Below are 23,292 nucleotides of genomic sequence, written 5' to 3'. Positions count from 1 at the left end.
AGAGCCATTCCAATGAAGTTGCGAACCTCTCTGAAGTGCACGGTTTCCGTGTTGGCCGCGATGGCATCCTGTGCGATCGCCGGCCAGGCTGTTGCCGCTGACGCAGCGCCTGTCGGTAATATCCAGAACGCCCGCGACAAGGTTTCCATGTGCATCGGTTGCCACGGCATCGAAGGCTACAAGGCAACATTTCCCGAGCTTTATCACGTGCCGATGATTGCTGGCCAGAACGCCAAATACATCGAAACCGCCCTTAACGAGTACAAGAAAGGCGCGCGCAGCCATCCCACGATGGACGCCATTGCCGGCAGCTTGTCCGACCAGGACATCGCCGATCTGGCCGCGTACTACTCGAATCTCAAATAAAGGGGCAAACACATGAATCGCACGATGCTTGCCCTTGCGGGCGCGACCCTGGCCATCGCGGGTACTGCCGCCCAGGCGCAGGATCTGGCGGCCGGCAAGGCCGTCTTCGACAAATTCAATTGCGCGTCCTGCCATGGCGCCGACGCCAAGACGGCGGTGGACCCGGCGTACCCGACGCTGGCGGGCCAGCACGCCGACTATCTGACCCATGCGCTGAAGGCCTATAAGCGCGGCGCCTCCGGCAGTGCGGCCACGGCCAACGTGCGCAAGAATCCCATCATGGGCGCCTTCGCCACGCAGTTGTCCGACCAGGACATTTCCAACGTGTCGAGCTGGCTGGCATCGTTGCCCAGCGACCTGGGCGTGCGCAAGTAATCCTTGCCGGACAAACCATGAAAAATGCCCCCGTGGGGGCATTTTTCATGGCCTGGCCTGCCGGATCAGAGGCTGGCGCGGCGGCGGATCAGGTCGATGTAGGTATCGCTGTCCATGGGCGTGCCCAGGCGCTGCGCTTCCCAGACCACTTGGCCCAGGCATTCCATGATCTCGTGCGCCGCCTGGTGGGCGTCGGAGCGCGCCGTCAGTTGCTGGTAAGCGCGGCGGATGCCTGGCGGGTGGTCGATGGACAACTGTTCCGCGATGGCCAGGTGCATGGACAGGTGCAGGAAGGGGTTGGTGCGCCCTTTCTCCACCGCGTATTCCGCGGTCATGGCTTCGGGGCTTTCAAGATCGCCGTGGTATTCGGGATGCTCGATGATCCAGTCCAGCGCGATGGCTTCAAGCGGGGTCAGCACCTCGTTGGCGCGGTGTTTGCGCCAGGTGTCGATGAAAAATTCGCGGACTTGGTCGCGGGAGGGATTGAACATCTGCGGGGGACGGCATATAGGCTATGAATGCACTATTTTACCGCCGGGCCGCCCGGCGGCAAAAAATGCCCCTTTGTGGGGGCAGCAAGCGTGTGAGGCGTGCGCCGCGTTGGGGGCTTTTTTTCTTGCCCGGCAGGGGCCGTCAGGCCGGGCGGCCCCTTTGCGATATAGAATTGGTTGCTATCCGCCATCCTGTGTGCGGTTCGCGAGGGCGGTCTCCCCGCGGAATCGAACGCTTTCCGATGCGGCGCGTGCAGAAAAATCACCCGGAGCAAATGGAGCATTCATGTCCTACCAACATATCAAGGTTCCCGCTGGCGGCCAGAAGATCACGGTCAACGCTGATTTCTCGCTGAATGTACCTGAACAGCCCATCGTTCCCTTCATCGAAGGCGACGGCACGGGCGCTGACATCACTCCGGTGATGATCAAGGTCGTTGACGCTGCGGTGCAGAAAGCCTATGGCGGCAAGCGCAAGATTCACTGGATGGAAGTCTATGCCGGCGAGAAGGCCACCAAGGTCTATGGCCCGGACGTGTGGCTTCCCGATGAAACCCTGGAAGTCGTCAAAGACTACGTGGTGTCCATCAAGGGCCCGCTGACCACCCCGGTCGGTGGCGGCATCCGCTCGCTGAACGTGGCGCTGCGCCAGCAGCTGGACCTGTACGTCTGCCTGCGCCCCGTGGCGTACTTCAAGGGCGTGCCGTCGCCGGTGCGTGAACCCGAGAAGACCAATATGGTGATCTTCCGCGAAAACTCGGAAGACATCTACGCGGGTATCGAATACATGGCCGAAAGCGAGCAGGCCAAGGAGCTGATCCAGTTCCTGCAAACCAAGCTCGGCGTGAAGAAGATCCGTTTCCCGAACACGTCCTCCATCGGCATCAAGCCGGTGTCGCGTGAAGGCACCGAGCGCCTGGTGCGCAAGGCCGCGCAGTATGTCATCGACAACGACCGCACGTCGCTGACGCTGGTGCACAAGGGCAACATCATGAAGTTCACGGAAGGCGGCTTCCGTGATTGGGGCTATGAGCTGCTGCAAAAGGAATTTGGCGCTCAGCTGATCGATGGCGGCCCGTGGTGCAAGTTCAAGAACCCGAGGACGGGCCGCGAGATCATCGTCAAGGACGTGATCGCCGACGCCTTCCTGCAACAGATCTTGCTGCGCCCGGCCGAATACGACGTGATCGCCACTCTGAACCTGAACGGCGACTACATTTCCGACGCGCTGGCCGCGCAAGTGGGCGGCATCGGCATCGCCCCGGGCGCCAACCTGTCGGATTCGGTTGCCATGTTTGAAGCCACCCACGGCACGGCGCCCAAGTACGCGGGCAAGGACTACGTGAACCCGGGTTCCGAAATCCTGTCGGCTGAAATGATGCTGCGCCACATGGGATGGACCGAAGCCGCCGACCTGATCATCTCCAGCATGGAGAAATCCATCCTGTCCAAGAAGGTCACCTACGACTTCGCGCGCCTGCTGGAAGGCGCGACCCAGGTGTCGTGCTCGGGCTTTGGCCAGGTCATGATCGAAAACATGTAATTCGCGGGTCGTCCCGCTTCGCTCGGTAGAACCCGCCCGCCGTCATGGCGGGCGGGTTTTGTCTAACTAATCCGCATAAAGCGCGCTGCGCTTGCGTTGTTCTCTCCAGGCTGATCGCTGTGCCCCGACTGTATGTTTCTCTGGCCACCTGGCTAGTATTGCTGGTTCCTGCTCTGGCACTGACCAGTCCGGTGGGTGGGCCTGCCGTTGTTTATTTGGCCGGGCTGATCGCCCTGGTGGCTTTGGCGGCAAATGCCATCAAACGCTACGAACCGATGGATTTCAAGGCGTTATGGCCCGTTGCGCTGGCATTCCTGCTGCCGCTGGCCTGTATGTTCATCACGTCCGCGGTGCGTGGCGTGTGGAGCAATTCAGAACTGGAGAAGCTGCTGCGATTTGCGCTGGCGATACCGATACTTTGGCTGTTGCTGCGCGCGCCGCAGCGGTGGCTCAAGCTGGTGCAATGGAGCATTCTGGCGGGGGCGTTCGCTGGTTCCGCGTTGCTGATCGTCACGCTGGAAACGCAGGGACGTGGCGCGATGGTCGATGTCGGCGGACGCTACAACGCCGTGGCATTCGCGAACATGACCTTGCTGTTCGGATGCATGACGCTGTTGTCCCTGGGCTTTGGCGCCAGCACGCGCTGGCCGCGCACCGAGACGGCCGTGAAGCTGCTGGCCGTCGTGCTGAGCTTTGTGGCCACGTGGGTGTCCGAGACGCGCAGCAGCTGGATGCTGTTGCCCATTCTGGGCGTGGTCTTCCTGTTGGGACTGCGCAGTTGGAAGCGGCGCCACAAGGTGTATTGCGCGTTGGCGGTGTGCGTGGCGCTGGTTGTCAGCGCCGCCGCCATCTGGACGTTCAGCAGCCGCATGCACGAGATCTCGCGGGATGTTCAGGGATACACAACGTCGGCCAATCGCGATACGTCGTTCGGCATCCGGCTGCAACTGTGGCATGCGGCGATCCTGATGTTCCAGGAAAGTCCGATCGTGGGTGTCGGCCCCAGCAAGTTCCGCGAAGAACTCCTGGAATTGCAGAAGAAGGACATCGTGACCAAAGAGGTGGTCGAAGGCTTTGGCGAGCCTCACAACGATATGCTGGCGGCCTTGTCCGGGTATGGCTTGCTGGGCTTGTTGAGCATTCTGACGCTGTATCTGCTGCCGGCGGCCATCTTCTTCCGGCGCCTGGCCAGTGATGACCGGGTGATCCGCGTCGGCGCGCAACTGGGGCTGCTGTTCTGCCTGGGCTATTGCGCATTCAGCCTGACCGAGATGATGTTCCGCAACATGCGCAGCGTGCCCAACTATTCGCTCATCGTCGTGACGCTGATTGCGTTGACGACGCCGCGTATCACCCGCGCCGTGCCGGCAACGGCGGCCATTCCGCCGCGCTGAACATCGGCGGGGGCCGCCCCGCGCTGCTCGCATTCCTGAACGCAAGGCATACCTGCCTTGCGTTTTTTTTATGGGCGTTGCGCTAGATCAAGCTTGCCGCGTCGACTTGGTGAAAACCCTGCTGGGGCCCCGTATCCTGACGGAAAGCAATACATAAACCGTCACATTCTGCCGCCAATGGTTTCAGGCGCGCGGATGAGCACATCGAGGAGAGCCTGTGAAAAATTCCAGCCTGCGCAGGGAGCTGTTGTGGTTCGTGTTCGCCATCGGCGCCGCTGTCCTGGTCCTGGGCGCCTGGGATGCCTGGCAGCGCCGTACGGAAATGGTGGCCGAGCGCAAGACTGAACTGCGTCACGTTCTGGATCTGGCCGCGGGCATTCTGCGCAACGGCAAGCAGAGCGTCAGCGAAGGCATGCCCCTGGCTGATGCCAAGCGCAACGTGGCACGCCGGCTGGCGCAGCTGCGCTATGGCGCTGACGGCTACGTTGGCGTGTTCGGCGATGACTTCGCCTTGCTGGTCCATCCCGACGCAAAACTCGTGGGTACGAATGTGCGCGCCATCAAGGACGTCGACGGCCTGCCGATCTTTGAGGACCTGTATGCCGAAGGCAAGGCGGGCGGCGGCTATGTGCAGTACCGGTTTCCACGGCCGGGCGCGGATGAGGCCTTGCCGAAGATCAGCTACGCGGCTTACGACGCGGAATGGGGATGGTTGATCTTCACCGGCCTGTATGTGGACGATGTGGACGCGGCGTTCCATGGCACGTTGTGGCGTCAGGGCGCGGTGACGCTGGGCTTATTGGCGTTGGTGTCGATCGCGGCGCTGCGATTTTTCCGGACGCATGTGATCGGTCCGCTGGACGAGGCCGTGGCATTGTGCGAGCGGGTCGCCAACGGCGACTTGTCCAGCATCGTGTCGCGCCATCATCGTGGCGAGATCGGTCGCTTGTTCGACGCCATGGCGCGGATGCAGGAACGCCTGGATGCCGCCGTGCGCACCATCGTGCAGTCCACGGGGTCCATCGCGGCCGCGTCGCGGCAGATCGCCGCAGGCAGCATGGATCTGTCGGATCGCACTGAAAAGCAGGCCGCAGCATTGGAGCAGACGGCGGCCAGTGTGGAAGAAATCACCGCCACGGCCAAGCAAAGCGCGGACCATGTGCGTGAGGTCAGTTCGCTGGCCGGGCAGGCGGCGCAATTGGCGCGGCAGGGTAGCGAGGAAACGCAGCATGCCATCGACGCCATGCGTGAGATCTCGCATAGTTCACAGCGCATCGACGAGATCATCAGTGTGATTGACGGCATTGCGTTCCAGACCAATATCCTGGCGTTGAACGCGGCCGTCGAGGCGGCGCGGGCAGGCGAACAAGGGCGCGGCTTTGCGGTCGTGGCGGGTGAAGTGCGAGCATTGGCACAGCGGTCAGCGACCGCGGCCAAGGAGATCAAGGGCTTGATCGAGTCCTCGTCCGAATCGGTCGCACGTGGCAGCCAGCGCGTGGAGCAGGCCAGCGCCACGATGGGAAGCGTGTTGGAATCGGCCACCACCAGCGCGCCGCTGATGGGCGAGATTGCCACGGCATCCGCTGAACAGAGCGTGGGCATCGAACAGATCAATCAGGCCGTGACGCATCTGGACAGCGTGACGCAGCAAAACGCGGCGCTGGTCGAGGAATTCGCCGCATCGGCCGCCAGCCTGCACGAGCAGGCCGATGATCTGGCGCACGCCGTGTCCGTCTTCAAGCTGTCTGTAGCCGGTTAGGCGACCCCTGAACGGCGCTCATGGCGCGTTGCAGGCGTGAGCTTAGTTCCCGGCTGGCTGGCGTCATGGGCATGCGCAGTTCGTCGGCGATCAAGCCTTGCATGGACAAGGCGCGCTTGAGCGGCGCGGGGTTGGGTTCAGAGAACAGCAAGCGGATCAGGCCGCGCAAGGGCTCGAACAGTTCACGCGCGGCGTCGACGTGCCCTTCGCGCGCCAGTTGCATGACTTCAACATAGCGTTCGGGATACAGATGCGCGGCGGCGGGAATGGCGCCACGGCCGCCGGCCAGCCAGTGGTCCAGCAGCGCCAGGTCTTCGCCGCACAGCGCGTCCAGCTTGCCGCGCGTGTTCAAGGCAGCCAGCACCGACGGGTTGCATTCCTTGACGGCCGTGAAGTTGGGCAAGAGGGCTAGGGTTTCCATCGTTTCGACGGTCATGGTGACGCCGGTACGCTTGGGAATGTTGTACAGGATGATGGGGCGTTCGGTGGCCCAGGCAATCTGCCGGTAATGCCACAGAATGCCCGTTTGCGATGGGCCCAGGTAATAAGGGGGCGGCACCAGGTAGCCGGCAGGCGCGTACTTGTCCAGCCGGCGGATGGCGGTGGCCACGCCGCGCGTATCGACACCGCCGGCGCCGAACACCAGCGGCAGTGCATGGGGATCGCTGGCGATGGCCTCGATCATGCTGATCTTCTCTGGCAGGCTCAGTAAATTGCCTTCGCCGGTGGAGCCGAACAGCACCAGACCCGAGATACCGGCGTTGCGGTAGTAGCGGGCTAGCGCGCGGGCGGCGTCCAGGTCCACGTAGCCCCCACGCATCGGCGTGACCATGGGCAACCAGATGCCCTCGAAATCGGTCTTGGCTGGCATATCCATGGCTTATTGCACCGTGATCGCGGATGCCGGACGTACCGGGCCGAATTCCGCCTGGGGCAGGCCGCACATGACGGCATGCATCAAGGCCTCCAGTTCGCCTCGCGCGCATTGCAGTTGCAGTGTGCTTTGCGCATGGGCGTGGTCCACCGACAGGAGGTACACGCCGATGCGGTCGCCCAGTTCCCGGTGCAACGCCAGCCGCACCTTCAGGGCATCCAGCGTATCGATCCTGACCGTCAGCGCCACCATGTCGGATTGCGGCCGCGGCGGCAAGTTGGCGGCGGGGGAACGGTCCAATGAAGCGTGGCTGCGGCGGTCCAGTCGGGGGATCATGGCGGTGGGGCGGGACGGAGGCGCCGCTTGGCGCGATCCGTGGTTCCGGTTGGTTGATGACGATTCCACTATAGAAACGGCGCCGTAAAACCTGCCGATAAAAGCGGGCGCGGCGCGTAAAAAACGCATCAACGCCCGGGCGCTCAGAATGCCTTGGTCACTGACAGCAGGCCGGTCGCGCGGCCCATGTCGCGTCCGCGCGTATTGGTGTAGACGTTGTGATCCGCGTTGGTGTCCAGATAGGCCACCGATACCGACAGGCCCTGCCCGAAGTCCTTGGTCAGCCCCAGTTTCCAGTCCGTATAAGAGCCGTCGCCGACGTTGCGGACCTGTTGATGGCCGATGTGGGCGTTGACGGTCAGGCCCCAGACGCCCGTGTCGAAGTTGCCCGACAGGTCGAAGTACTGGCTGTATTTGCTGTCGGCGAAGCCGAACAGATTGGTCATGGCGATGGAGTACTTGAACATCACCGGGCCATAGCCGATGCCGGCGTAGAGCTCGGTGGTGTCCGGGCTGGTGTAGCCGGAGGGGTAGTCGCCGGGGTAGTAGTACTGCAAGACGCCCACGTCCACGGGCACGTCTTGTGTCAGGCTACCTTTGTAGCCGCCGTAGAAATCCATTTCCACGGGGGCCGAGACATCACGGTTGCTGTCGCCGAGCCAGCTGATGCTGGAGTTCCAATTGCCCAGATAGAAACCGCTGGCGTGAGCCAGGTCGAAGCCGCCCTGGATTGCAGGTTGGTTGTTCGACTGCATCAGGCCGCGATAGCGGTATTGGCTGGCCAGCGTGACGTTGGCGGTCAGGGTGTAGTCGGACGCGACCGAGGGTGTGTCAGCGGCGGGGGCCTGGTTGGCCTGCGCCGTCGCGCCAAGGGATAGCAGCGCAAGCGCGGCCAGGGTGTTGCGGGACATGAATGCTCCTGTTGTTCATCGGGATCGCAACAATAGGAGGATCGGCATAAAGCGCGAGACAAGACTCGCCTGTTCCGCATAAAGGCCGCATCAATGCGGCGTGCTGGCCCTGGCTCTAGCCCGCGAAGCGGTAGCCGACGCCGATCTCGGTCAGCAGGTAGACGGGCTGGGCGGGATCGGCTTCGAGCTTCTGTCGCAAGTGGCCCATGTAGATGCGCAGGTAGTGGTTGCTTTCGACATGCGAGGGGCCCCAGACTTCGCGCAGCAATTCGCGGTGCGTCATGACCTTGCCGCGGTGCGCCAAGAGCGCGGCAAGCAGCCGATATTCCATGGCGGTCAGGTGCACATGTTGGCCGTCGCGTTCGACCACGCGCTTGGCGAAATCGACACGCACGTCGCCGAAGACGATCTCGGCCGCGCTGCCCGCGCCGCCCCGCGCATGACGACGCAGCAGTACGCGCAGCCGGGCCAGCAATTCGCTGACCCCGAAGGGCTTGGTCAGATAATCGTCGGCGCCGGCATCCAGCGCGGCCACTTTGTCTGCTTCGGCGCTGCGGGCGGACAGCACCAGCACGGGCACTTCAGTCCAGCCGCGCAGTTCGCGGATCAGGGTCATGCCGTCTTCATCGGGCAGGCCCAGGTCCAGCACGATGGCGTCGGGCTGGCGGGTGCCGGCCTCGATCAGGCCGCGTTTGACGGTATCGGCTTCGTGTACGGCACACCCTTCGCTTTCCAAGGCCTGGCGAACGAAGCGCCGGATGTTGGCATCGTCTTCAATGATCAGGACGGTGGGTTGGTAATCAAACATGCGCAATGCCGGTCAGAGGGTTTCGGGTTGGATCGCGGGCGGCGTGCCCAGCGGCAGGCTGAAGACGAATTGCGCGCCGGAGGCAAGCCCCGGCGTGTGTTCGACCCAGATTCGGCCGTGATGGGCCGAGATGATGGCTTCGCAAACCGCCAGACCCAGACCGACGCCCGGGGTGGCCGATTCGCGTTCGCCGCGCGTGAATTTCTCGAAGATGCGGCGTTCGGCGCCTGGAGCAACGCCGGGGCCATTGTCGCTGACCGCCACGCGCAGTTCATCGCCATGGACGGCGGCATGCAGATGCAGCGTGCTGCCCGGCGGCGTGTACTTGGCGGCGTTCTCCAGCAGGTTGCAAAGCACACGTTCGATCAGCACCCCATCACATTCCACCAGCGGCAATTGCGACAAGCTGGCCACGGTGACGCGGTGTGCGGCCAGGGCTTCACGCATGGCCGCCAGGGATGCGCCCACCAGTTCTTCGATGGACTGCCATTCCAGGCGCAGCGGGGTGTCGCGGCTTTGCAGGCGTGCCATGTCCAGCAGATTCACGACCAGCGCATGCATGCGTTGTGCCTGATCGCGCATGGCGTGGATGGTGTCCTGCACGTCGGGGGGCAGCGCGGACTGCTGGCGCGTCAAGGTGTCGGTCATGCCGATCAGGCTGGTCAGCGGCGTGCGCAGATCGTGCGACACAGCGGCCAGCAGCGAGTTGCGCAGCCGCTCTGATTCCATGCTGACCAGTGCCTGCTGCGCCACTTCCACGTAATGCAGCCGTTCCAACGCGATGGCGATCAGCGTGGCGTAGGCCTCGATCTGGCGGCGGGAATCCGGGTGGCTGAAGAGAGTGCGGCGTGGCGCGGCCAGCGCCAGCACGCCGCGCGTGCGCATGGGGGCCTTCAACGGCAGGTACAGCAGTTCGCTGTTGGACAGCGTGGCGGTGCCCGCGCCGGCGGGCTGACCGTGGTCATAGACCCATTGGGCAAGCGCCGATTCCAGCGGCGGCATGTCGTCGGCGGCGGGCGAGGCCAGTTTCAGCCTGTCGTCCAGGCCCAGGATGTAGAGTGCGCAGCGCGAGCCGAAGGTGGCATGCACGAACGCGCTGGCCAAGGCCACGATCTGCTCGGGTAGCAACGCCGACGACAGTTCGCGGGCGAATTCATACAGGCTGCGTGCGTCGGCTTCGCGCTTGACCGAGACCTGGGCTTGCAGACGCAGCCCGGCCGTCAGTTGGCCGATCAGCAGGCCCACGGATAGCAGCACGCCAAAGGTCAGCAGGTATTGCACGTCCGACACGGCGAACGAGGCCAGCGGCTGCACGAAGAAAAAGTCGAATAACGCCACGCTGACGACAGAGGCCAGCGCGGCGGGCCCGCGTCCATGCCGCAACGCCACCGCAACCACCGCCAGCAGGAACAACATGACGATGTTGGTCTGGTGCAGTACGGGGAAAGCCAGCATCGATAAGCCGGTTGCCGCCGCGCAATAGCACAATGCCCAGGCGTAGCCGATCAGCGGCCGGGCATTGCGTTCGTCGGCGCCTTGGCCCGCGCGGCGTCCCAGCGTGAGCGGGTCGCGGCCGGGGGCGGCGCTGGCGGGCAGGGGTGACGCGCCCAGGCGGATGATGTCGATCTCGGGGCAACCTGCGGCCAGCATGTCCGCAAAGCTATGCCGGCGCCATAGCCAGCCCGGCGTGATGGCCACCGTCAGCAAGGCCGATACGGACAGGCGCAGTCGTTGCAGGCCGGTGGCCCCCGTACGGCCGACGATGGCCTTGGTGATGTTGTGGCGGCGCACGTAGCGCACCACGGCATCGACCATGTCGCCGCCGGCCAGCGTTTCCGTGCGGGCGCCCAGCGAATCGGCCAAGGCCAGGCTGCGCTGCATGCGGTCTTGTTCCGCCGGTGGCGTGGGCGCGGCGCGAGGCGTGTCGATGGTGACGACATGCAGGTCGCATTCCAATTGCTGGCTGAGCCGGTGGGCGCTGCGGATCACGTGTTCGGCATCCATGCCCGGGCCGATGCAGGCGACCACCGCTTCGCGTGTGCGCCAGACGGGTTCAATCGCGCGGTCGCGGCGATAAGCCTGAACGTCGTCGTCCACGTGGTCGGCGGTGCGGCGCAGCGCCAGTTCGCGCAAGGCGATCAAATTTCCCTTGCGGAAGAAATTGCGTGTGGCGTGGCGGGCCTGTTCAGGCAGGTAGACCTTGCCTTCCTTCAAGCGCCGCAATAGTTCGTCTGCCGACAAGTCCACCAGAATGACTTCATCGGCGGCATCGAAGACCTCGTCGGGCACCGTTTCCCAGACACGCACGCCGGTGATGCTGCTGACCGCCTCGTTCAGGCTGTCCAGATGCTGCACGTTCAACGTGGTCCAGACGTCGATGCCCGCCGACAGCAGTTCCTGGATGTCCTGCCAGCGCTTGGCATGGCGCGATCCGGGCGCGTTGGAGTGCGCCAGTTCATCCACCAGCACCAGGCCCGGCCGCGCCGCCAGCGTGCCATCCAGATCGAATTCCTTCAGGACATGCCCGCGGTACGCCACTTCCTTCAGCGGCAGGACCGCCAGGCCTTCCAACAGGCTGGCGGTCTCGCGGCGGCCATGGGTTTCGACGATGCCGGCCAGCACACTGTCGCCTTGCGCGGCTTGCGCGCGGGCGGCAACCAGCATGGCGTAGGTCTTGCCGACGCCGGCGGACGATCCGAAGTACACGCGCAGCTTGCCGCGCACCGCCTGGCGCGCGGCTTCGTCCAAGGTCTTCAAGAGCGCGTCGGGATCGGGACGCTCGCCAGCGATATCAGCCATGAACGCGCAAGTGGAGGAAGGGGAAGGCTGGCAATACTATACGCTGCGTCATCAGCGCGCCGGGGGCAACTGATCCAGCGCCAGATTCAGCATCAACACGTTGACGACCGGGTCCCCCAACACCGCCAGCCACGGCTTTTCGGTGTTGGCCTGGATCAAGGCGTCGACCTGTTCGCGCGGCAGGTGCCGCGCACGTGCCACGCGTGCCGCCTGGTAGGCCGCGGCTGCCGGACTGATGTGGGGGTCCAGTCCGCTGCCGGATGTGGTGATCAGATCCACCGGCACCGGCGTGGGGTTCTCAGGGTCCGCTGCCTTCAGTGCCGCGATGCGCGTCTGGATGGCTTCGGCCAGCGCGGGATTGCGCGGGCCCAGGTTTGACCCACCCGAGGCCGCCGCGTTGTACGGCATCGGCGCAGTGGCCGAGGGGCGGCTCCAGAAGTACTGCGGCGACGTGAAGGACTGGCCGATCAATGCCGAGCCAACGACCTTGTCGCCCTGCTTGATCAGCGAGCCCGCCGCTTCGTGCGGGAACACGGCGGCGGCCACGCCGCGCGTCAGGAAGGGATAGGCCAGCCCCGTCACCAGGGACAAGGCGGCGAAGACGACCAGCGCCGGGCGCAGGATGCCGCCTTGGCGGGGCAGGGCGGGAGCGGTTTGTGTTGCGTGTTTCATGATGAATTCCTTGCTTGTGTCGGGCGGGATCGGACGGGCGGGCCTTAGACCCAGCCCAGTGCCGCCAGCACCATGTCGACCAGCTTGATGCCCACGAACGGCACCAGCAGGCCACCCAGGCCGTAGATGAGCAGGTTGCGGCGCAGCAGCACCGAGGCGCCCAGCGCCCGGTAGCGCACGCCTTTTAGCGCCAGCGGGATCAGCACGACGATGATCAGCGCGTTGAAGATCACGGCCGACAGAATGGCCGAGGCCGGCGTGGTCAGATCCATGATGTTCAGCACGTTGAGCTGCGGGTAGACCGTGGCGAAGGCGGCGGGGATGATGGCGAAGTACTTGGCCACATCGTTGGCCACGCTGAACGTGGTCAGTGCGCCGCGGGTCATCAGCATCTGCTTGCCGATCTCGACGATCTCGATGAGCTTGGTCGGGTTGGAGTCCAGGTCCACCATGTTGCCGGCCTCTTTCGCGGCCTGCGTGCCCGAGTTCATCGCCACCGCCACGTCGGCCTGCGCCAGCGCGGGAGCATCGTTGGTGCCGTCGCCCGTCATCGCCACCAGCCGGCCTTCGGCCTGATAGGCGCGGATCAGCTTCAGCTTGGCCTCGGGCGTGGCTTCCGCCAGGAAATCGTCCACGCCGGCTTCAGCCGCAATGGAGGCTGCGGTGAGTTTGTTGTCGCCCGTGATCATCACCGTCTTGATGCCCATGCGGCGCAACTCGGCAAAACGCGACTGAATGCCGGGTTTGACGATGTCCTTCAGCTCCACCACGCCCAGCGCGCGATTGCCGTCGCTGACCATCAGCGGCGTGCTGCCGCGACGGGCCACGTCTTCGGCCAGGCGCACGACCGGGTCCGGCACCGTCGCGTCTTGCGCGGCAAGCCAGGCCTGAATCGCGTCCACCGCGCCCTTGCGGATCATGCGGTCGCCCAGGTTCACGCCACTCATGCGGGACTGCGCCGTGAACGGCATGAATTCAACGGCAGCCATGTGGGCGGCGGGGGCATGCAGCGTCTTGTCGGCCAGGGCCACGATGCTGCGGCCTTCGGGGGTTTCGTCGGCCAGGGAGGCCAGGCGGGCGGCGTCGGCCAATTCGCGCGGGGACACGCCCGGTGCGGGCAGGAAGGTCGAGGCCTGGCGATTGCCGAAGGTGATGGTGCCAGTCTTGTCCAGCAGCAGCACATCGACGTCGCCCGCGGCTTCCACCGCCCGGCCGGACGTGGCGATGACGTTGGCGCTCATCATGCGGCTCATGCCTGCCACGCCGATGGCCGACAGCAGGCCGCCGATGGTGGTGGGGATCAGGCAGACCAGCAGCGCCACCAGCACCGTCACGGTGACTGCCGCGCCGCCACCGGCCGCGCTGACCGCATAGATCGAGAACGGCATCAGCGTCACGACCACCAGCAGGAACACCACGGTCAGACCGACCAGCAGGATGGTCAGCGCCAGTTCGTTCGGCGTCTTCTGGCGCTTGGCGCCTTCCACCATGGCAATCATGCGGTCCAGGAAGCTCTCGCCGGGGTCGGCGGCGATGCGCACGAAGATCCAGTCGGACAGCACTCGCGTGCCGCCGGTGACGGACGAGAAATCGCCACCGGATTCGCGGATGACGGGGGCGGATTCTCCCGTGATGGCGCTTTCGTCCACCGAGGCCACGCCGGCGATCACCTGGCCGTCGCCGGGGATGGTCTCACCCGCTTCGATCAGCACGACGTCGTCGCGGCGCAGTCGTCCAGAGGGCTGGCTGACCGCTTGATCACGCCATTGTCCGGGCTGTGCGTCGCGGACGTCAGCCTCGCGGAAATTCTTCAACAGGCGGGCGTTGATGGTGGTGCGCAGGCCGCGCAAGGTTGCCGCTTGTTGTTTACCGCGGCCTTCGGCCAGCGCTTCGGCGAAGTTGGCGAACAGCACGGTGAACCACAACCATACGGAGATGGCCAGGATGAAGCCCGCGGGGGCCTCGGCCTGTCCCCGCAGGGCCATGACCCATAGCAGGGTCGTCAGGATGCTGCCGACGTAGACCACGAACATCACGGGGTTCTTCAGTTGGGCGGCGGGCGACAACTTGCGCAGGCTGTCCAGGACGGCGGGTCCGACCAGCGATCGCGACCACATGCCGAAAGGACGGTCTTGCACGCTAGCCGCGGGGGCGCGGGCGGCACCGCCGCCTGCGCTGGATGTTGGCATTTCAATCTTGGCCATTTTCTTTCCTAGCCTGTTGCATTCAGGGTTGCAGGTGTTCCGCGACCGGGCCCAAGGCCAGCGCGGGCACATATGTCAGGGCGCCCACCAGCAGCACGGCGCCGATCAGCAGCACCACGAAGAGGGGGCCGGTCGTGGGCATGCTGCCGGGGCCGGCGGGCAGACGGCGCTTGGCCGCCAGCGACCCGGCCATTGCCAGCACGGCGATGATCACGGCGAAGCGGCCGAACCACATCGCGATGCCCAGCAACACGTTGTAGAAGGGCGTGTTGGCAGATAGCCCGGCAAACGCGCTGCCGTTGTTGTTGGCGGCCGATGAGAGCGCGTACAGAATTTCCGAGAAACCGTGGATGCCGGGATTCAGCACACCCGCCTGTCCGGCCGACACGGAGACGGCCAGCGCGGTGCCACCCAACACCAGCAGCGGCGTGACCAGGATGACGATGGACACCATCTTCATGTCGTAGGCCTCGATCTTCTTGCCCAGGTATTCCGGGGTGCGGCCGATCATCAGGCCGGCGATGAAGACCCCCAGGATGGCAAAGGCCAGCATGCCGTAGAGGCCGGAGCCCACGCCGCCGTAGACGACTTCACCCAATTGCATCAGCAGCATCGGCGACAGGCCGCCCATGGCATTCAACGAATCGTGCATGCCGTTGACCGCGCCGCAGGATGCGGCCGTGGTGATGACGGCGAAGAGCGATGTCGCGGCGATGCCAAAGCGTGTTTCCTTGCCTTCCATGTTGCCGCCAGGCGAGAACGTGGTCATGGCACTGTCGACCCCGGTTTGCGCCGCCATGGGGTTGGGCTGCTGCTCAAAGTACGCGGTGCTGAGCGCGAAAACGGCGAACAACACGGTCATGGCCGCCAGGATGGCAATGCCTTGGCGCCGGCTGCCCACCATCTCACCGAAGGTGAAGCACAGCGCGGCGGGAATCGCCAGGATGGCCAGCATTTCCAGGAAGTTCGCCAGCGGTGTCGCGTTCTCGAACGGATGCGCCGAGTTGGCGTTGAAGAAGCCGCCGCCGTTGGTGCCCAGCAGTTTGATGGCTTCCTGCGAGGCCACCGGGCCCATCGCCAACGTTTGCGTCGACGTGACGGCAGGGTCAGTCACCGGCTGGCCCTTTGCGTCCAGCACTGGCTGGCCCTGGGCGTCCACGCGCGGCTGGTCATAGTGCAAGGCTTCGACCGTTTGCACATCTTGATAGGGACTGAAGTTCTGGATGACGCCCTGGCTGACCAGCGCCAGCGCCAACACGAAGGACAGCGGCAGCAGCACGTACAGCGTGCAGCGGACCATGTCGGCCCAAAAGTTGCCCACGGTGGCGGAACAGTGGCGAGCCAGGCCGCGGATCAGCGCGAACAGCACGGCAATGCCGGTGGCGGCCGACACGAAGTTCTGCACCGTCAGCGCCAGCATCTGCGTCAGGTAGCTCATCGTGGATTCGCCGCCGTAGCCTTGCCAGTTGGTGTTGCTGACGAAGCTGATGGCGGTATTGAGGGCAGAGTCAGGGGTGACCGCGCCCATGCCGGCCGGATTCAGCGGCAGCATGCCCTGGACCCGTTGCAGGCCGTAGACAACCACGATGCCAAGAATGTTGAAGGCCAGCACGGCCACGGCGTAACGCTTCCATCCCATCTCGGCCTGAGGGTCGATGCCCGCCAGCCGGTAGATGCCGCGCTCAAGCGGGCGACCCCAGGTGGTCAGTCGGGACTGCCCGTTTTCCATGGCAATGCGGATATAGCGCCCGAGCAGGGGAGCGATCGCAAGCAGGACTGCCAGGTACAGGACCAGCAATCCGACGAATTCGGCGGTCATCAGAATTTCTCCGGTTTGAACAAGGCGACCAGCAGGTACACGAACAGCAGGGCGGCGGTCAGGCCGCTAAGCCAATAGAGCCAGGTCATGACGGCTCTCCCGTAGACAGGGCTTCGCAGAAGCGCAGCAGGGCGGCAGCCAGCCCTGCCATGACGGCAAAGATGGCGATATAGAGGGCATCCACGTTTTTTCCTCCCGGGAGCGGCGCTCCCTTCGAACGATGGACCTGCGCGACAAAAGCGGATGCGCGCCGGGCAGGCCAGGTGACCAATCAGGACACCGGCAGGTTACGGAGCAGGGGGTAAAAACGGGGTATACGTTGGGGCGGGGGGTGTAAATGAGTTATAAAAAAAGCGGGCGGCGCGTGGGATTTGCCAGCGATTGGTGCGCCGTTGCGCCGACGCCCGAATCCGGGCATGGCACGGTGGCGATCGTCATATTCCGGGATTGCCTGGCTTGTTGACTGCGGCTCAATTCGTGCTTTTTCGCCAAAAAATCCCAATATTTAGAACTTTGTAGACAAATTGCACTGCCATGGTGCATGGAATATGTAAATGAATGCTCCGTCTTAGGGCATTCCCCTAGTGTGGCATTCCCGCAGTTGGTGCAGAATCTCTTCCCATGCAGGTGAGGAGACAAAGCCCTGCATGGGCAAATACCGGCGGCACCGGTACATAAAAAAAGTAAAGCAGTACTCAAAAAAAGCAAAACGCACAACGGCTGGCACCAGGTAGTGCCAGCCGTTGTCGCATAAAAAGCCTGTATTTCCGCCACCAGGGCTTTTCAGACGCAGCGTTTCGCGCTATCCAGGTAGGGTCTGAACATCCTAGCTATGCCCGAATCCCGCGCTTCTTCCTCCAAGCCCATCCCCACCCCCTACTGGCGCCGCAATCTGCGGCTGATCGTCTTGCTGCTTGCCGTCTGGGCGGCCGTGACGTTCATTCCCGCATTTTTCGCGCGCAGCCTGAGCTTCGATTTCATCGGCTGGCCGTTCGCGTTCTGGATGGCGGCCTATGGCGCGCCGCTTGCCTATCTGATCATCATTGGTGTGTACGCCCGGGTCATGAACCAGGCTGACGAGCGCGCCGAAGCGGACGCTTCCGGCGGGGATCACTGATGCCGTTCTTCAGCGGAGATACTCCCCAGCAATTCCGGATCCGCCTGCGCCGCATCTATGTGCTGTACACGGCCGGCTTCGCGCTGATGATCCTGCTGATGGCGCTGGCTGAAGTCCTGGGAATGCCGCGCAACTGGATCGGCTATGTCTTCCTGCTGGTCACGGTCAGCCTGTATGCGGGCATCGGCATCGTCTGCCGCACCTCGGATCAGGTCGAATACTACGTGGCCGGGCGGCGTGTGCCGGCCATCTACAACGGCATGGCCACGGCGGCGGACTGGATGTCGGTGGCCTCCTTCATCGGGGTTGCGGGCACGCTGTACCTGACGGGTTATGGCGGGCTGGCCTACATCATGGGCTGGACGGGCGGCTACGTGCTGGTGGCGATGCTGCTGGCCCCGTATCTACGGCGTTTCGGGCAATACACCATCCCCGACTTCATGGGCGCGCGGTACGGCGGCAACATGCCGCGCCTGGCGGGCGTGGCGTGCGCCATCCTGTGTTCGTTCACGTACCTGGTGGCGCAGATCTATGGCGTGGGCATCATCACCACGCGCATGACCGGCATTTCATTCGAGCTGGGCATTTTCGTGGCGCTGGGCGGCATGCTGGTCTGTTCGTTCCTGGGCGGCATGCGTGCCGTGACCTGGACGCAGGTGGGGCAGTACATCATCCTGGTCATTGCCTATCTGGTGCCCGTGGTGTGGCTGTCGATCAAGCACACCAACATGCCCGTGCCGCAACTGTCGGCCGGCGTGGTGCTGCAACAGGTGACCGAAAAAGAGATCTACCTGCAAAACGATCCCTCCGAGATCGAAGTGCGCCGGCTTTGGCAGCAGCACGCTGATGAAATGGCCCAACGGGTCCAGGCGCTGCCTGAATCCTGGACCTTGGAAAAAGACAAGCTGCGCAGCCGGCTGGCCCAATTGAATGCCGGCGATGCGCCGATGGTCGAGATCCGTTCCGCCGAACGGGAACTGGCCACCTATCCCGCCAGCGTCGAAGACGCGCGCGTGGTCTGGTCACAAGCGCGCGCGACCTTCGAGGCGCGGGCCGCGCCGCCTACTCCACACGCGGAGCCGTTCCCGGCGAAAGACCCGGAAGAGCGGCGCAACATGCGCATCAATTTCCTGGCGCTGGTGCTGTGCCTGATGCTGGGGACAGCGGGGATGCCGCATATCCTGATGCGCTCATACACCACGCCATCGGTGATCGAGGCGCGTAAATCGGTGTGCTGGTCGCTGCTGTTCATCCTGCTGCTGTATTTCATGGCGCCCGCGCTGGCCCTGCTGGTCAAGTACGAGGTCTACACGCAGGTGGTCGGATCGAATTTCCTGAGCCTGCCAAATTGGGTGCATGCCTGGAGCGCCGTGGACAGCAACCTGCTGGACGTCACCGATATCAACCGCGACGGGGTGGTGCAACTCAGCGAGATCAGCATGGGGGCAGACGTGGTGGTGCTGGCGATGCCCGAGATCGGTGGGTTGCCCTACGTGATTTCAGGGCTGGTGGCGGCTGGCGGGCTGGCGGCGGCGCTGTCCACTGCGGATGGCCTGTTGCTGACCTTGTCGAACTCCTTGTCGCACGACATGTGGTACCGCATGGTGTCGCCGCGCATGTCCGCCGCGCGCCGCGTGATGGTGTCGAAAATCCTGCTGCTGGTGGTGGCGTTCGGCGCGGCCTGGGTGGCAGCGCGCAAGCCCGCCGATATCCTGTTCATGGTGTCCGCCGCCTTTTCATTCGCGGCGTCGTCATTCTTTCCCGCGCTGGTCATGGGCGTGTTCTGGCGGCGTGCCAACAAGTGGGGCGCCACCTTGGGCATGGCGGCCGGGCTGGCGGTGACGTTTGCCTATATGACGCACACGCATCCGTGGTTGCGCGAATGGGTGTTGGGCATTTCGCGCACGCAGCCGGTGGACTTGTGGTGGGGCATACAGCCGATCGCCGCTGGCATATTCGGCGCACCCGTGGCCTTTCTGACGATCATCGTGGTGTCGTTGCTGACGCCGCCGCCAGACCGGGCGACGCTGGCGCTGGTGGACTATCTACGCCACCCCAGCGCGCCCAGGCCTCCCGCCGAAAACGTCTAAGGCGTGCCGCAGGCGTTGGCCTTGCGGTTTTCCGGATCGGTGCACGCGGCCCACGTCGCGCCGGGCACGGCTTGCAGCAAGGTATAGGTCTGGCCGGGCGCCCATAGCCAGTGCACGCCGCCTGGCGTCTTGCCGGCGGCGTCCCAGATGCGCTGCTTCTGCGCGGCGGTCAGGGCGAACTGGCCACCATTGCCGCTATTGCCTTTGGCCAGCACCTGGGCGGGGTCGCGCTTGGCGGCGTAGATGTCACGGCCGCCGTTGCCGGGCGTGGGCCGCACGATGGCCCAGTCATAGTGGTACGAATCCAGCGCAGGCGGCTTCCAGGCCGGGCCCGGCAACACCAGCACGGCGTATTCGCTTTGAATCTCGCGGTAGGGCAGCCCCAGCGCAGGGCCGTCTTCGGCCCAGCCGATGTGTGGACGCAGATAGCGCTGCATCATGCGGCCCTGGCCGTCATAGGCCACGACCTGCGACGCCTCGCCGGATTTCTCCTGATAGGCGATGACGCGCAGCAGCCGGCCCGCCGCGTCATGCACGTAGCGGGCCATCGGTCGGGAGGCGGCGGCGCAATCGTTGGCGCCCAGCTCGGCCAGCCAACCGTGTTCGTCATAGCGCAAGCAGTAGCGTACCGGCGGGTTCGGGCGGCCGTCGGCCGCGCGGGAGCGCTCTTCATAACCGGTCAGGCGGTCGCCCGCGCCATAGTAGTAGCGGGTCTCCGCGTCGGGTGACGGCAGGGCGGCCTTGCGGGATCCACGGGCCGCATCCACGGCGTTGGCGCTGTAGCGCGCGATGCCGCACAGATGCCGGCGCCCGTCGGCGCCGGTTTCGAAGCGCAGCATCGCGACGCCGATGCGCGCATCCGGCGCGGCGGCGTACACCGACCAATCCACGTGTTCGGCCCAGATCACAGGCGTGGCGCGCGCGCTGGTCTCCACCGAGACGGCGGGCTGCCATGACTGGATGCGCGAACCGTCCAGCGCCAGCAAGGTGTTGGTGCCCTCCAGCGAGATGTCCGCCACCAGGGTCTGGCGCTGCGCGGACGTCGCCAGGGGTTCGCACAGCGCGTTGGCCAGTCCGGGCGCCATCGACAGGGCCGTCAGCGCAAGCAGGCGCAGGGCGGATTCAACGTGCGGCATTGTGCAGGTAAACGATCAGCCCCCAGAGTTCGCTGCTGACGCCGCCCAGGCGTAGCGCGCTGGCGTGCGTGTCCATCAGCAGGAACGGGTAGGCGTTGCGTTCCAGCGTGCCGGGGGGCGGCAGCCGGTAGGGCGTGAAATGCTTGTCCGACAGCAGGTAGGTGTTGGTCATGTCGCCCAGGTCCACATGCAGATACCAGACGGTCAGGTCCGCCACCTTCAGTGCGGCGTCCGTTTCCGGGTAGCGACCGCCCTGGCCGGCGGGAATTCCACTGTCCAGGACGCCCATCAACACGGTGTGCGGACCCATTTTCGGCGCATAGGTGCCGTCACTGCGGCGCAGTGCGAAGGCTTGCCGGATGAACCCGGCGCCACGTGAACCAGGGACGACCGTGCGCGCGAACATCGTGTCCAGCTCGGCCTCTGACAGCGGGCGGCGCGTGGCCGACAGCCGGTCCACGTCTTGTTTGAAGTTTGTCAGCCAGGCGCGGTAGCGCACCAGTTCAGCGGCGCGGTTGAAGTCCTGCGCCAGGGCCGTGCCCGCTGGCAGCAGGCACAGGCAAGCCAGGCAAAGCCAGGCCGTCAACCATCGGCGGACCAGAAAAACTGCCGATGGCTCTGCGCGGCCCGTCAATGCGAAACGGATTTCGAGAACACGTTCATCACCACCACGCCGGCGATGATGAGGCCGATGCCGATCAACGCTGGCGTGTCCAGGTGCTGCTTGAACAGCACCGCGCCTACGATCGAGATCAGCACGATGCCCACACCGGACCAGATCGCGTAGGCGATGCCGACGGGAATTTCACGCAGCGTCAGCGACAGGAAATAGAACGAGATCAGATAGCCGAACACCGTGATGAGAGACGGCACCAGGCGGGTGAAGCCTTCGGAGCCCTTCAGCGCGCTGGTGGCAAAAATCTCGGCGGTGATTGCCACGCCCAGGTAGAGCCATTTCATTTGCGCATGCCCTCGGATTGCCGTAGCAGCACCAGCAACGCGCCCGCGCCGCCTTCGCGTTCGGGCGCCTCGGAAAACGCCAGGACTTCGTTCTTCTGCACGAGCCAGGTGCGAGCCTTGTCCTTCAATACCGGCTCCAGCCCTTGCGAGCCGTAGCCCTTGCCGTGCACGATGCGCACGCAGCGGATGCCATGTTCCTGGCATTCATCCAGGAACGACAGCAGGGCGTGGCGGGCTTGTTCGACGCGCAGGCCGTGCAGATCCAGTTCCGCGCCCGTGCGCCATTGGCCGCGCCGCAGATTGCGAGCGGTGTCAGGCGCGGCGTCGCTACGCACGAAGGCGGTGCCGGCTTCGGACAGCAGATGCGTGATCTCGCCGCCGTCTGATACGCCAGCGTCCGCGCGCGCAGGGGTTTCCCCCAGCGCGTTGGCGCGGCGCAGCGCCGGGGCGGGTTCCGGCACGGGCTTGTGCTCGGCCCGCGCAGGCGCTTTGATCGGCGTGACCGACTTCATGGTGCGCTTGAAAGCCGCCATGTCGTCCATGGGCGGGCTTTCAGGTTTCTTCAGCACGGCAACCCGCTTGGCCAACGCTTCACGTTCGCGCTCGGCCTGCAAGTCCTTCTTCATGCGTTTCAGGTCGGCCAGGCCGACCTTACTGCCCCGCATTCTCCAGCCACCGTTGGGCGTCCAGGGCGGCCATGCAGCCGGTGCCGGCGCTGGTGATGGCCTGGCGGTAGACGTGGTCCTGTACGTCGCCGGCGGCAAACACGCCAGGCACCGAGGTCATCGTCGCCATGCCGGACAGGCCGCTCTTGGTGACGATGTAGCCGTCCTTCATTTCGAGCTGGCCCTGGAAGATTTCCGTGTTCGGCTGATGGCCGATGGCGATGAATGCGCCGGTCACGGGCATGTCTTCGGTGATGCCAGTGTCCACGTGACGGACACGCACGCCAGTTACACCGCTGTCGTCGCCCAGCACTTCTTCCAGCGTGTGGAACGTCTTCAGCGCCATGTTGCCGTTCTCGACCTTGGCCATCATCTTGTCGACCAGGATCGGTTCGGCGCGGAATTTGTCGCGGCGATGGATCAGGGTGACCTTGCGGCAGATGTTCGACAGGTACAGGGCTTCTTCGACGGCGGTGTTGCCGCCGCCGACCACGACCACGTCCTGGTTGCGGTAGAAGAAGCCGTCGCAGGTGGCGCAGCCAGACACGCCGCGGCCCATGAAGGCCTGCTCGGACGGCAGGCCCAGGTACTTGGCGGAGGCGCCAGTGGCGATGATCAGGGCGTCGCAGGTATAGATCTTGCCAGTGTCGCCGGTCAGCGTGAACGGGCGCTTGGACAGATCCACCTTGGCGATGTGGTCGAACAGCATCTCGGTGTTGAAGCGTTCGGCGTGCTTCTGGAAGCGCTGCATCAGGTCCGGACCCTGGACGCCATCCGCGTCGGCCGGCCAGTTATCGACGTCCGTGGTGGTCATGAGCTGGCCGCCTTGGGCCAGACCTGTAACAAGAACAGGGCTCAGATTGGCGCGTGCCGCATAGACGGCCGCCGTGTAACCGGCAGGGCCGGAACCGAGTATCAAAACTTTAGCGTGCGTGGGCGTGGACATGGGCGGGTATCTTTAGGTTAACGCCCA

Annotated in this window: 22 protein-coding genes; 7 read left to right on the top strand and 15 right to left on the bottom strand. The window is 64.5% G+C overall.

Annotated elements, in window-relative coordinates; all coding sequences use genetic code 11:
- Positions 1-12: 12 nt before the first annotated feature.
- Complete coding sequence (locus tag HV753_RS21770) at positions 13-366, top strand: c-type cytochrome (RefSeq protein ID WP_006217806.1); 354 nt, start codon at positions 13-15, stop codon at positions 364-366.
- A 12-nt stretch (positions 367-378) separates the two neighbouring features.
- Entirely contained in the window at positions 379-741 is a 363-nt protein-coding gene (locus HV753_RS21765; RefSeq protein ID WP_175176651.1) for a c-type cytochrome, read from the top strand.
- Between the two features lie 65 nt (positions 742-806).
- Here HV753_RS21765 and HV753_RS21760 read toward each other — a convergent pair whose 3' ends face one another.
- A complete protein-coding gene (locus HV753_RS21760) occupies positions 807-1,232 on the bottom strand; it encodes a DUF1841 family protein (protein ID WP_175176650.1) in 426 nt (141 codons plus the stop codon).
- A 286-nt stretch (positions 1,233-1,518) separates the two neighbouring features.
- Between HV753_RS21760 and icd the strand changes: the two genes are divergently transcribed.
- The 3 genes from icd to HV753_RS21745 all read left to right on the top strand — a co-directional run bounded on the left by icd (position 1,519) and on the right by HV753_RS21745 (position 5,928).
- Positions 1,519-2,775 carry an NADP-dependent isocitrate dehydrogenase gene (icd, locus tag HV753_RS21755; protein WP_050447222.1) on the top strand — a complete coding sequence of 419 codons (1,257 nt, stop codon included), beginning with the start codon at positions 1,519-1,521 and terminating at the stop codon, positions 2,773-2,775.
- A gap of 119 nt (positions 2,776-2,894) precedes the next feature.
- Positions 2,895-4,169: an O-antigen ligase family protein gene (locus HV753_RS21750; RefSeq protein WP_425485912.1), complete on the top strand. Its 1,275-nt coding sequence runs from the start codon at positions 2,895-2,897 to the stop codon at positions 4,167-4,169.
- Between the two features lie 217 nt (positions 4,170-4,386).
- Positions 4,387-5,928, top strand: a complete 1,542-nt coding sequence (locus HV753_RS21745) for a methyl-accepting chemotaxis protein (protein WP_175176648.1) — start codon at positions 4,387-4,389, stop codon at positions 5,926-5,928.
- On the opposite strand, the gene HV753_RS21740 is transcribed toward HV753_RS21745, so the two are convergent.
- The 9 genes from HV753_RS21740 to kdpF all read right to left on the bottom strand — a co-directional run bounded on the left by HV753_RS21740 (position 5,906) and on the right by kdpF (position 16,440).
- On the bottom strand, positions 5,906-6,805 hold the full coding sequence (locus HV753_RS21740) for a 4-hydroxy-tetrahydrodipicolinate synthase family protein (protein WP_175176647.1): 900 nt from the start codon (positions 6,803-6,805) through the stop codon (positions 5,906-5,908). The genes HV753_RS21745 and HV753_RS21740 overlap by 23 nt on opposite strands.
- Positions 6,806-6,808: 3 nt before the next feature.
- On the bottom strand, positions 6,809-7,138 hold the full coding sequence (locus tag HV753_RS21735) for a hypothetical protein (RefSeq protein ID WP_246288346.1): 330 nt from the start codon (positions 7,136-7,138) through the stop codon (positions 6,809-6,811).
- 143 nt (positions 7,139-7,281) lie between these two features.
- Positions 7,282-8,049, bottom strand: coding sequence for a TorF family putative porin (locus HV753_RS21730; protein ID WP_175176646.1), 768 nt, complete (start codon positions 8,047-8,049; stop codon positions 7,282-7,284).
- A gap of 115 nt (positions 8,050-8,164) precedes the next feature.
- The gene (gene kdpE, locus HV753_RS21725) at positions 8,165-8,857 is read right to left on the bottom strand and encodes a two-component system response regulator KdpE (RefSeq protein WP_175176645.1); all 693 of its coding nucleotides are present in this window, start codon (positions 8,855-8,857) and stop codon (positions 8,165-8,167) included.
- Between the two features lie 12 nt (positions 8,858-8,869).
- Complete coding sequence (locus tag HV753_RS21720; protein ID WP_175176644.1) at positions 8,870-11,656, bottom strand: sensor histidine kinase; 2,787 nt, start codon at positions 11,654-11,656, stop codon at positions 8,870-8,872.
- 51 nt (positions 11,657-11,707) lie between these two features.
- Positions 11,708-12,328: a potassium-transporting ATPase subunit KdpC gene (gene kdpC / locus HV753_RS21715; RefSeq protein WP_175176643.1), complete on the bottom strand. Its 621-nt coding sequence runs from the start codon at positions 12,326-12,328 to the stop codon at positions 11,708-11,710.
- Between the two features lie 44 nt (positions 12,329-12,372).
- Positions 12,373-14,532, bottom strand: a complete 2,160-nt coding sequence (kdpB, locus tag HV753_RS21710; RefSeq protein ID WP_175176642.1) for a potassium-transporting ATPase subunit KdpB — start codon at positions 14,530-14,532, stop codon at positions 12,373-12,375.
- A gap of 22 nt (positions 14,533-14,554) precedes the next feature.
- On the bottom strand, positions 14,555-16,351 hold the full coding sequence (gene kdpA / locus HV753_RS21705; protein ID WP_175176641.1) for a potassium-transporting ATPase subunit KdpA: 1,797 nt from the start codon (positions 16,349-16,351) through the stop codon (positions 14,555-14,557).
- Entirely contained in the window at positions 16,351-16,440 is a 90-nt protein-coding gene (kdpF, locus tag HV753_RS21700) for a K(+)-transporting ATPase subunit F (protein ID WP_175176640.1), read from the bottom strand. The genes kdpA and kdpF overlap by 1 nt, the downstream gene beginning before the upstream one ends.
- Before the next feature lie 743 nt (positions 16,441-17,183).
- Here kdpF and HV753_RS21695 point away from each other — a divergent pair.
- Both HV753_RS21695 and HV753_RS21690 read left to right on the top strand, forming a co-directional pair.
- Positions 17,184-17,468: a DUF4212 domain-containing protein gene (locus HV753_RS21695; protein ID WP_175176639.1), complete on the top strand. Its 285-nt coding sequence runs from the start codon at positions 17,184-17,186 to the stop codon at positions 17,466-17,468.
- The gene (locus HV753_RS21690; protein ID WP_175176638.1) at positions 17,468-19,558 is read left to right on the top strand and encodes a sodium:solute symporter family protein; all 2,091 of its coding nucleotides are present in this window, start codon (positions 17,468-17,470) and stop codon (positions 19,556-19,558) included. The genes HV753_RS21695 and HV753_RS21690 overlap by 1 nt, the downstream gene beginning before the upstream one ends.
- Here the strand turns inward: HV753_RS21690 and HV753_RS21685 are convergent.
- Genes HV753_RS21685 through trxB form a run of 5 tightly spaced genes read right to left on the bottom strand, consistent with a single transcriptional unit; the run spans position 19,555 to position 23,265 of the window.
- A complete protein-coding gene (locus HV753_RS21685) occupies positions 19,555-20,694 on the bottom strand; it encodes a hypothetical protein (protein WP_175176637.1) in 1,140 nt (379 codons plus the stop codon). The two genes, HV753_RS21690 and HV753_RS21685, sit on opposite strands and share 4 nt — an antisense overlap.
- The gene (locus tag HV753_RS21680) at positions 20,681-21,280 is read right to left on the bottom strand and encodes a hypothetical protein (protein ID WP_246288345.1); all 600 of its coding nucleotides are present in this window, start codon (positions 21,278-21,280) and stop codon (positions 20,681-20,683) included. Before HV753_RS21680 ends, HV753_RS21685 begins: the two co-directional genes overlap by 14 nt.
- A gap of 44 nt (positions 21,281-21,324) precedes the next feature.
- The gene (locus HV753_RS21675) at positions 21,325-21,654 is read right to left on the bottom strand and encodes a DMT family transporter (RefSeq protein WP_175176635.1); all 330 of its coding nucleotides are present in this window, start codon (positions 21,652-21,654) and stop codon (positions 21,325-21,327) included.
- Complete coding sequence (locus HV753_RS21670) at positions 21,651-22,319, bottom strand: Smr/MutS family protein (RefSeq protein WP_175176634.1); 669 nt, start codon at positions 22,317-22,319, stop codon at positions 21,651-21,653. The genes HV753_RS21675 and HV753_RS21670 overlap by 4 nt, the downstream gene beginning before the upstream one ends.
- A complete protein-coding gene (trxB, locus tag HV753_RS21665; protein ID WP_175176633.1) occupies positions 22,306-23,265 on the bottom strand; it encodes a thioredoxin-disulfide reductase in 960 nt (319 codons plus the stop codon). Before trxB ends, HV753_RS21670 begins: the two co-directional genes overlap by 14 nt.
- Positions 23,266-23,292 lie beyond the last annotated feature (27 nt).

The organism is Achromobacter pestifer (genome assembly GCF_902859625.1).
Taxonomy (GTDB): Bacteria; Pseudomonadota; Gammaproteobacteria; order Burkholderiales; family Burkholderiaceae_B; genus Achromobacter; species Achromobacter pestifer.
The sequence above is the reverse complement of the archived record's forward strand: the minus strand, read 5'-3'. Positions and strand labels throughout refer to the sequence as shown.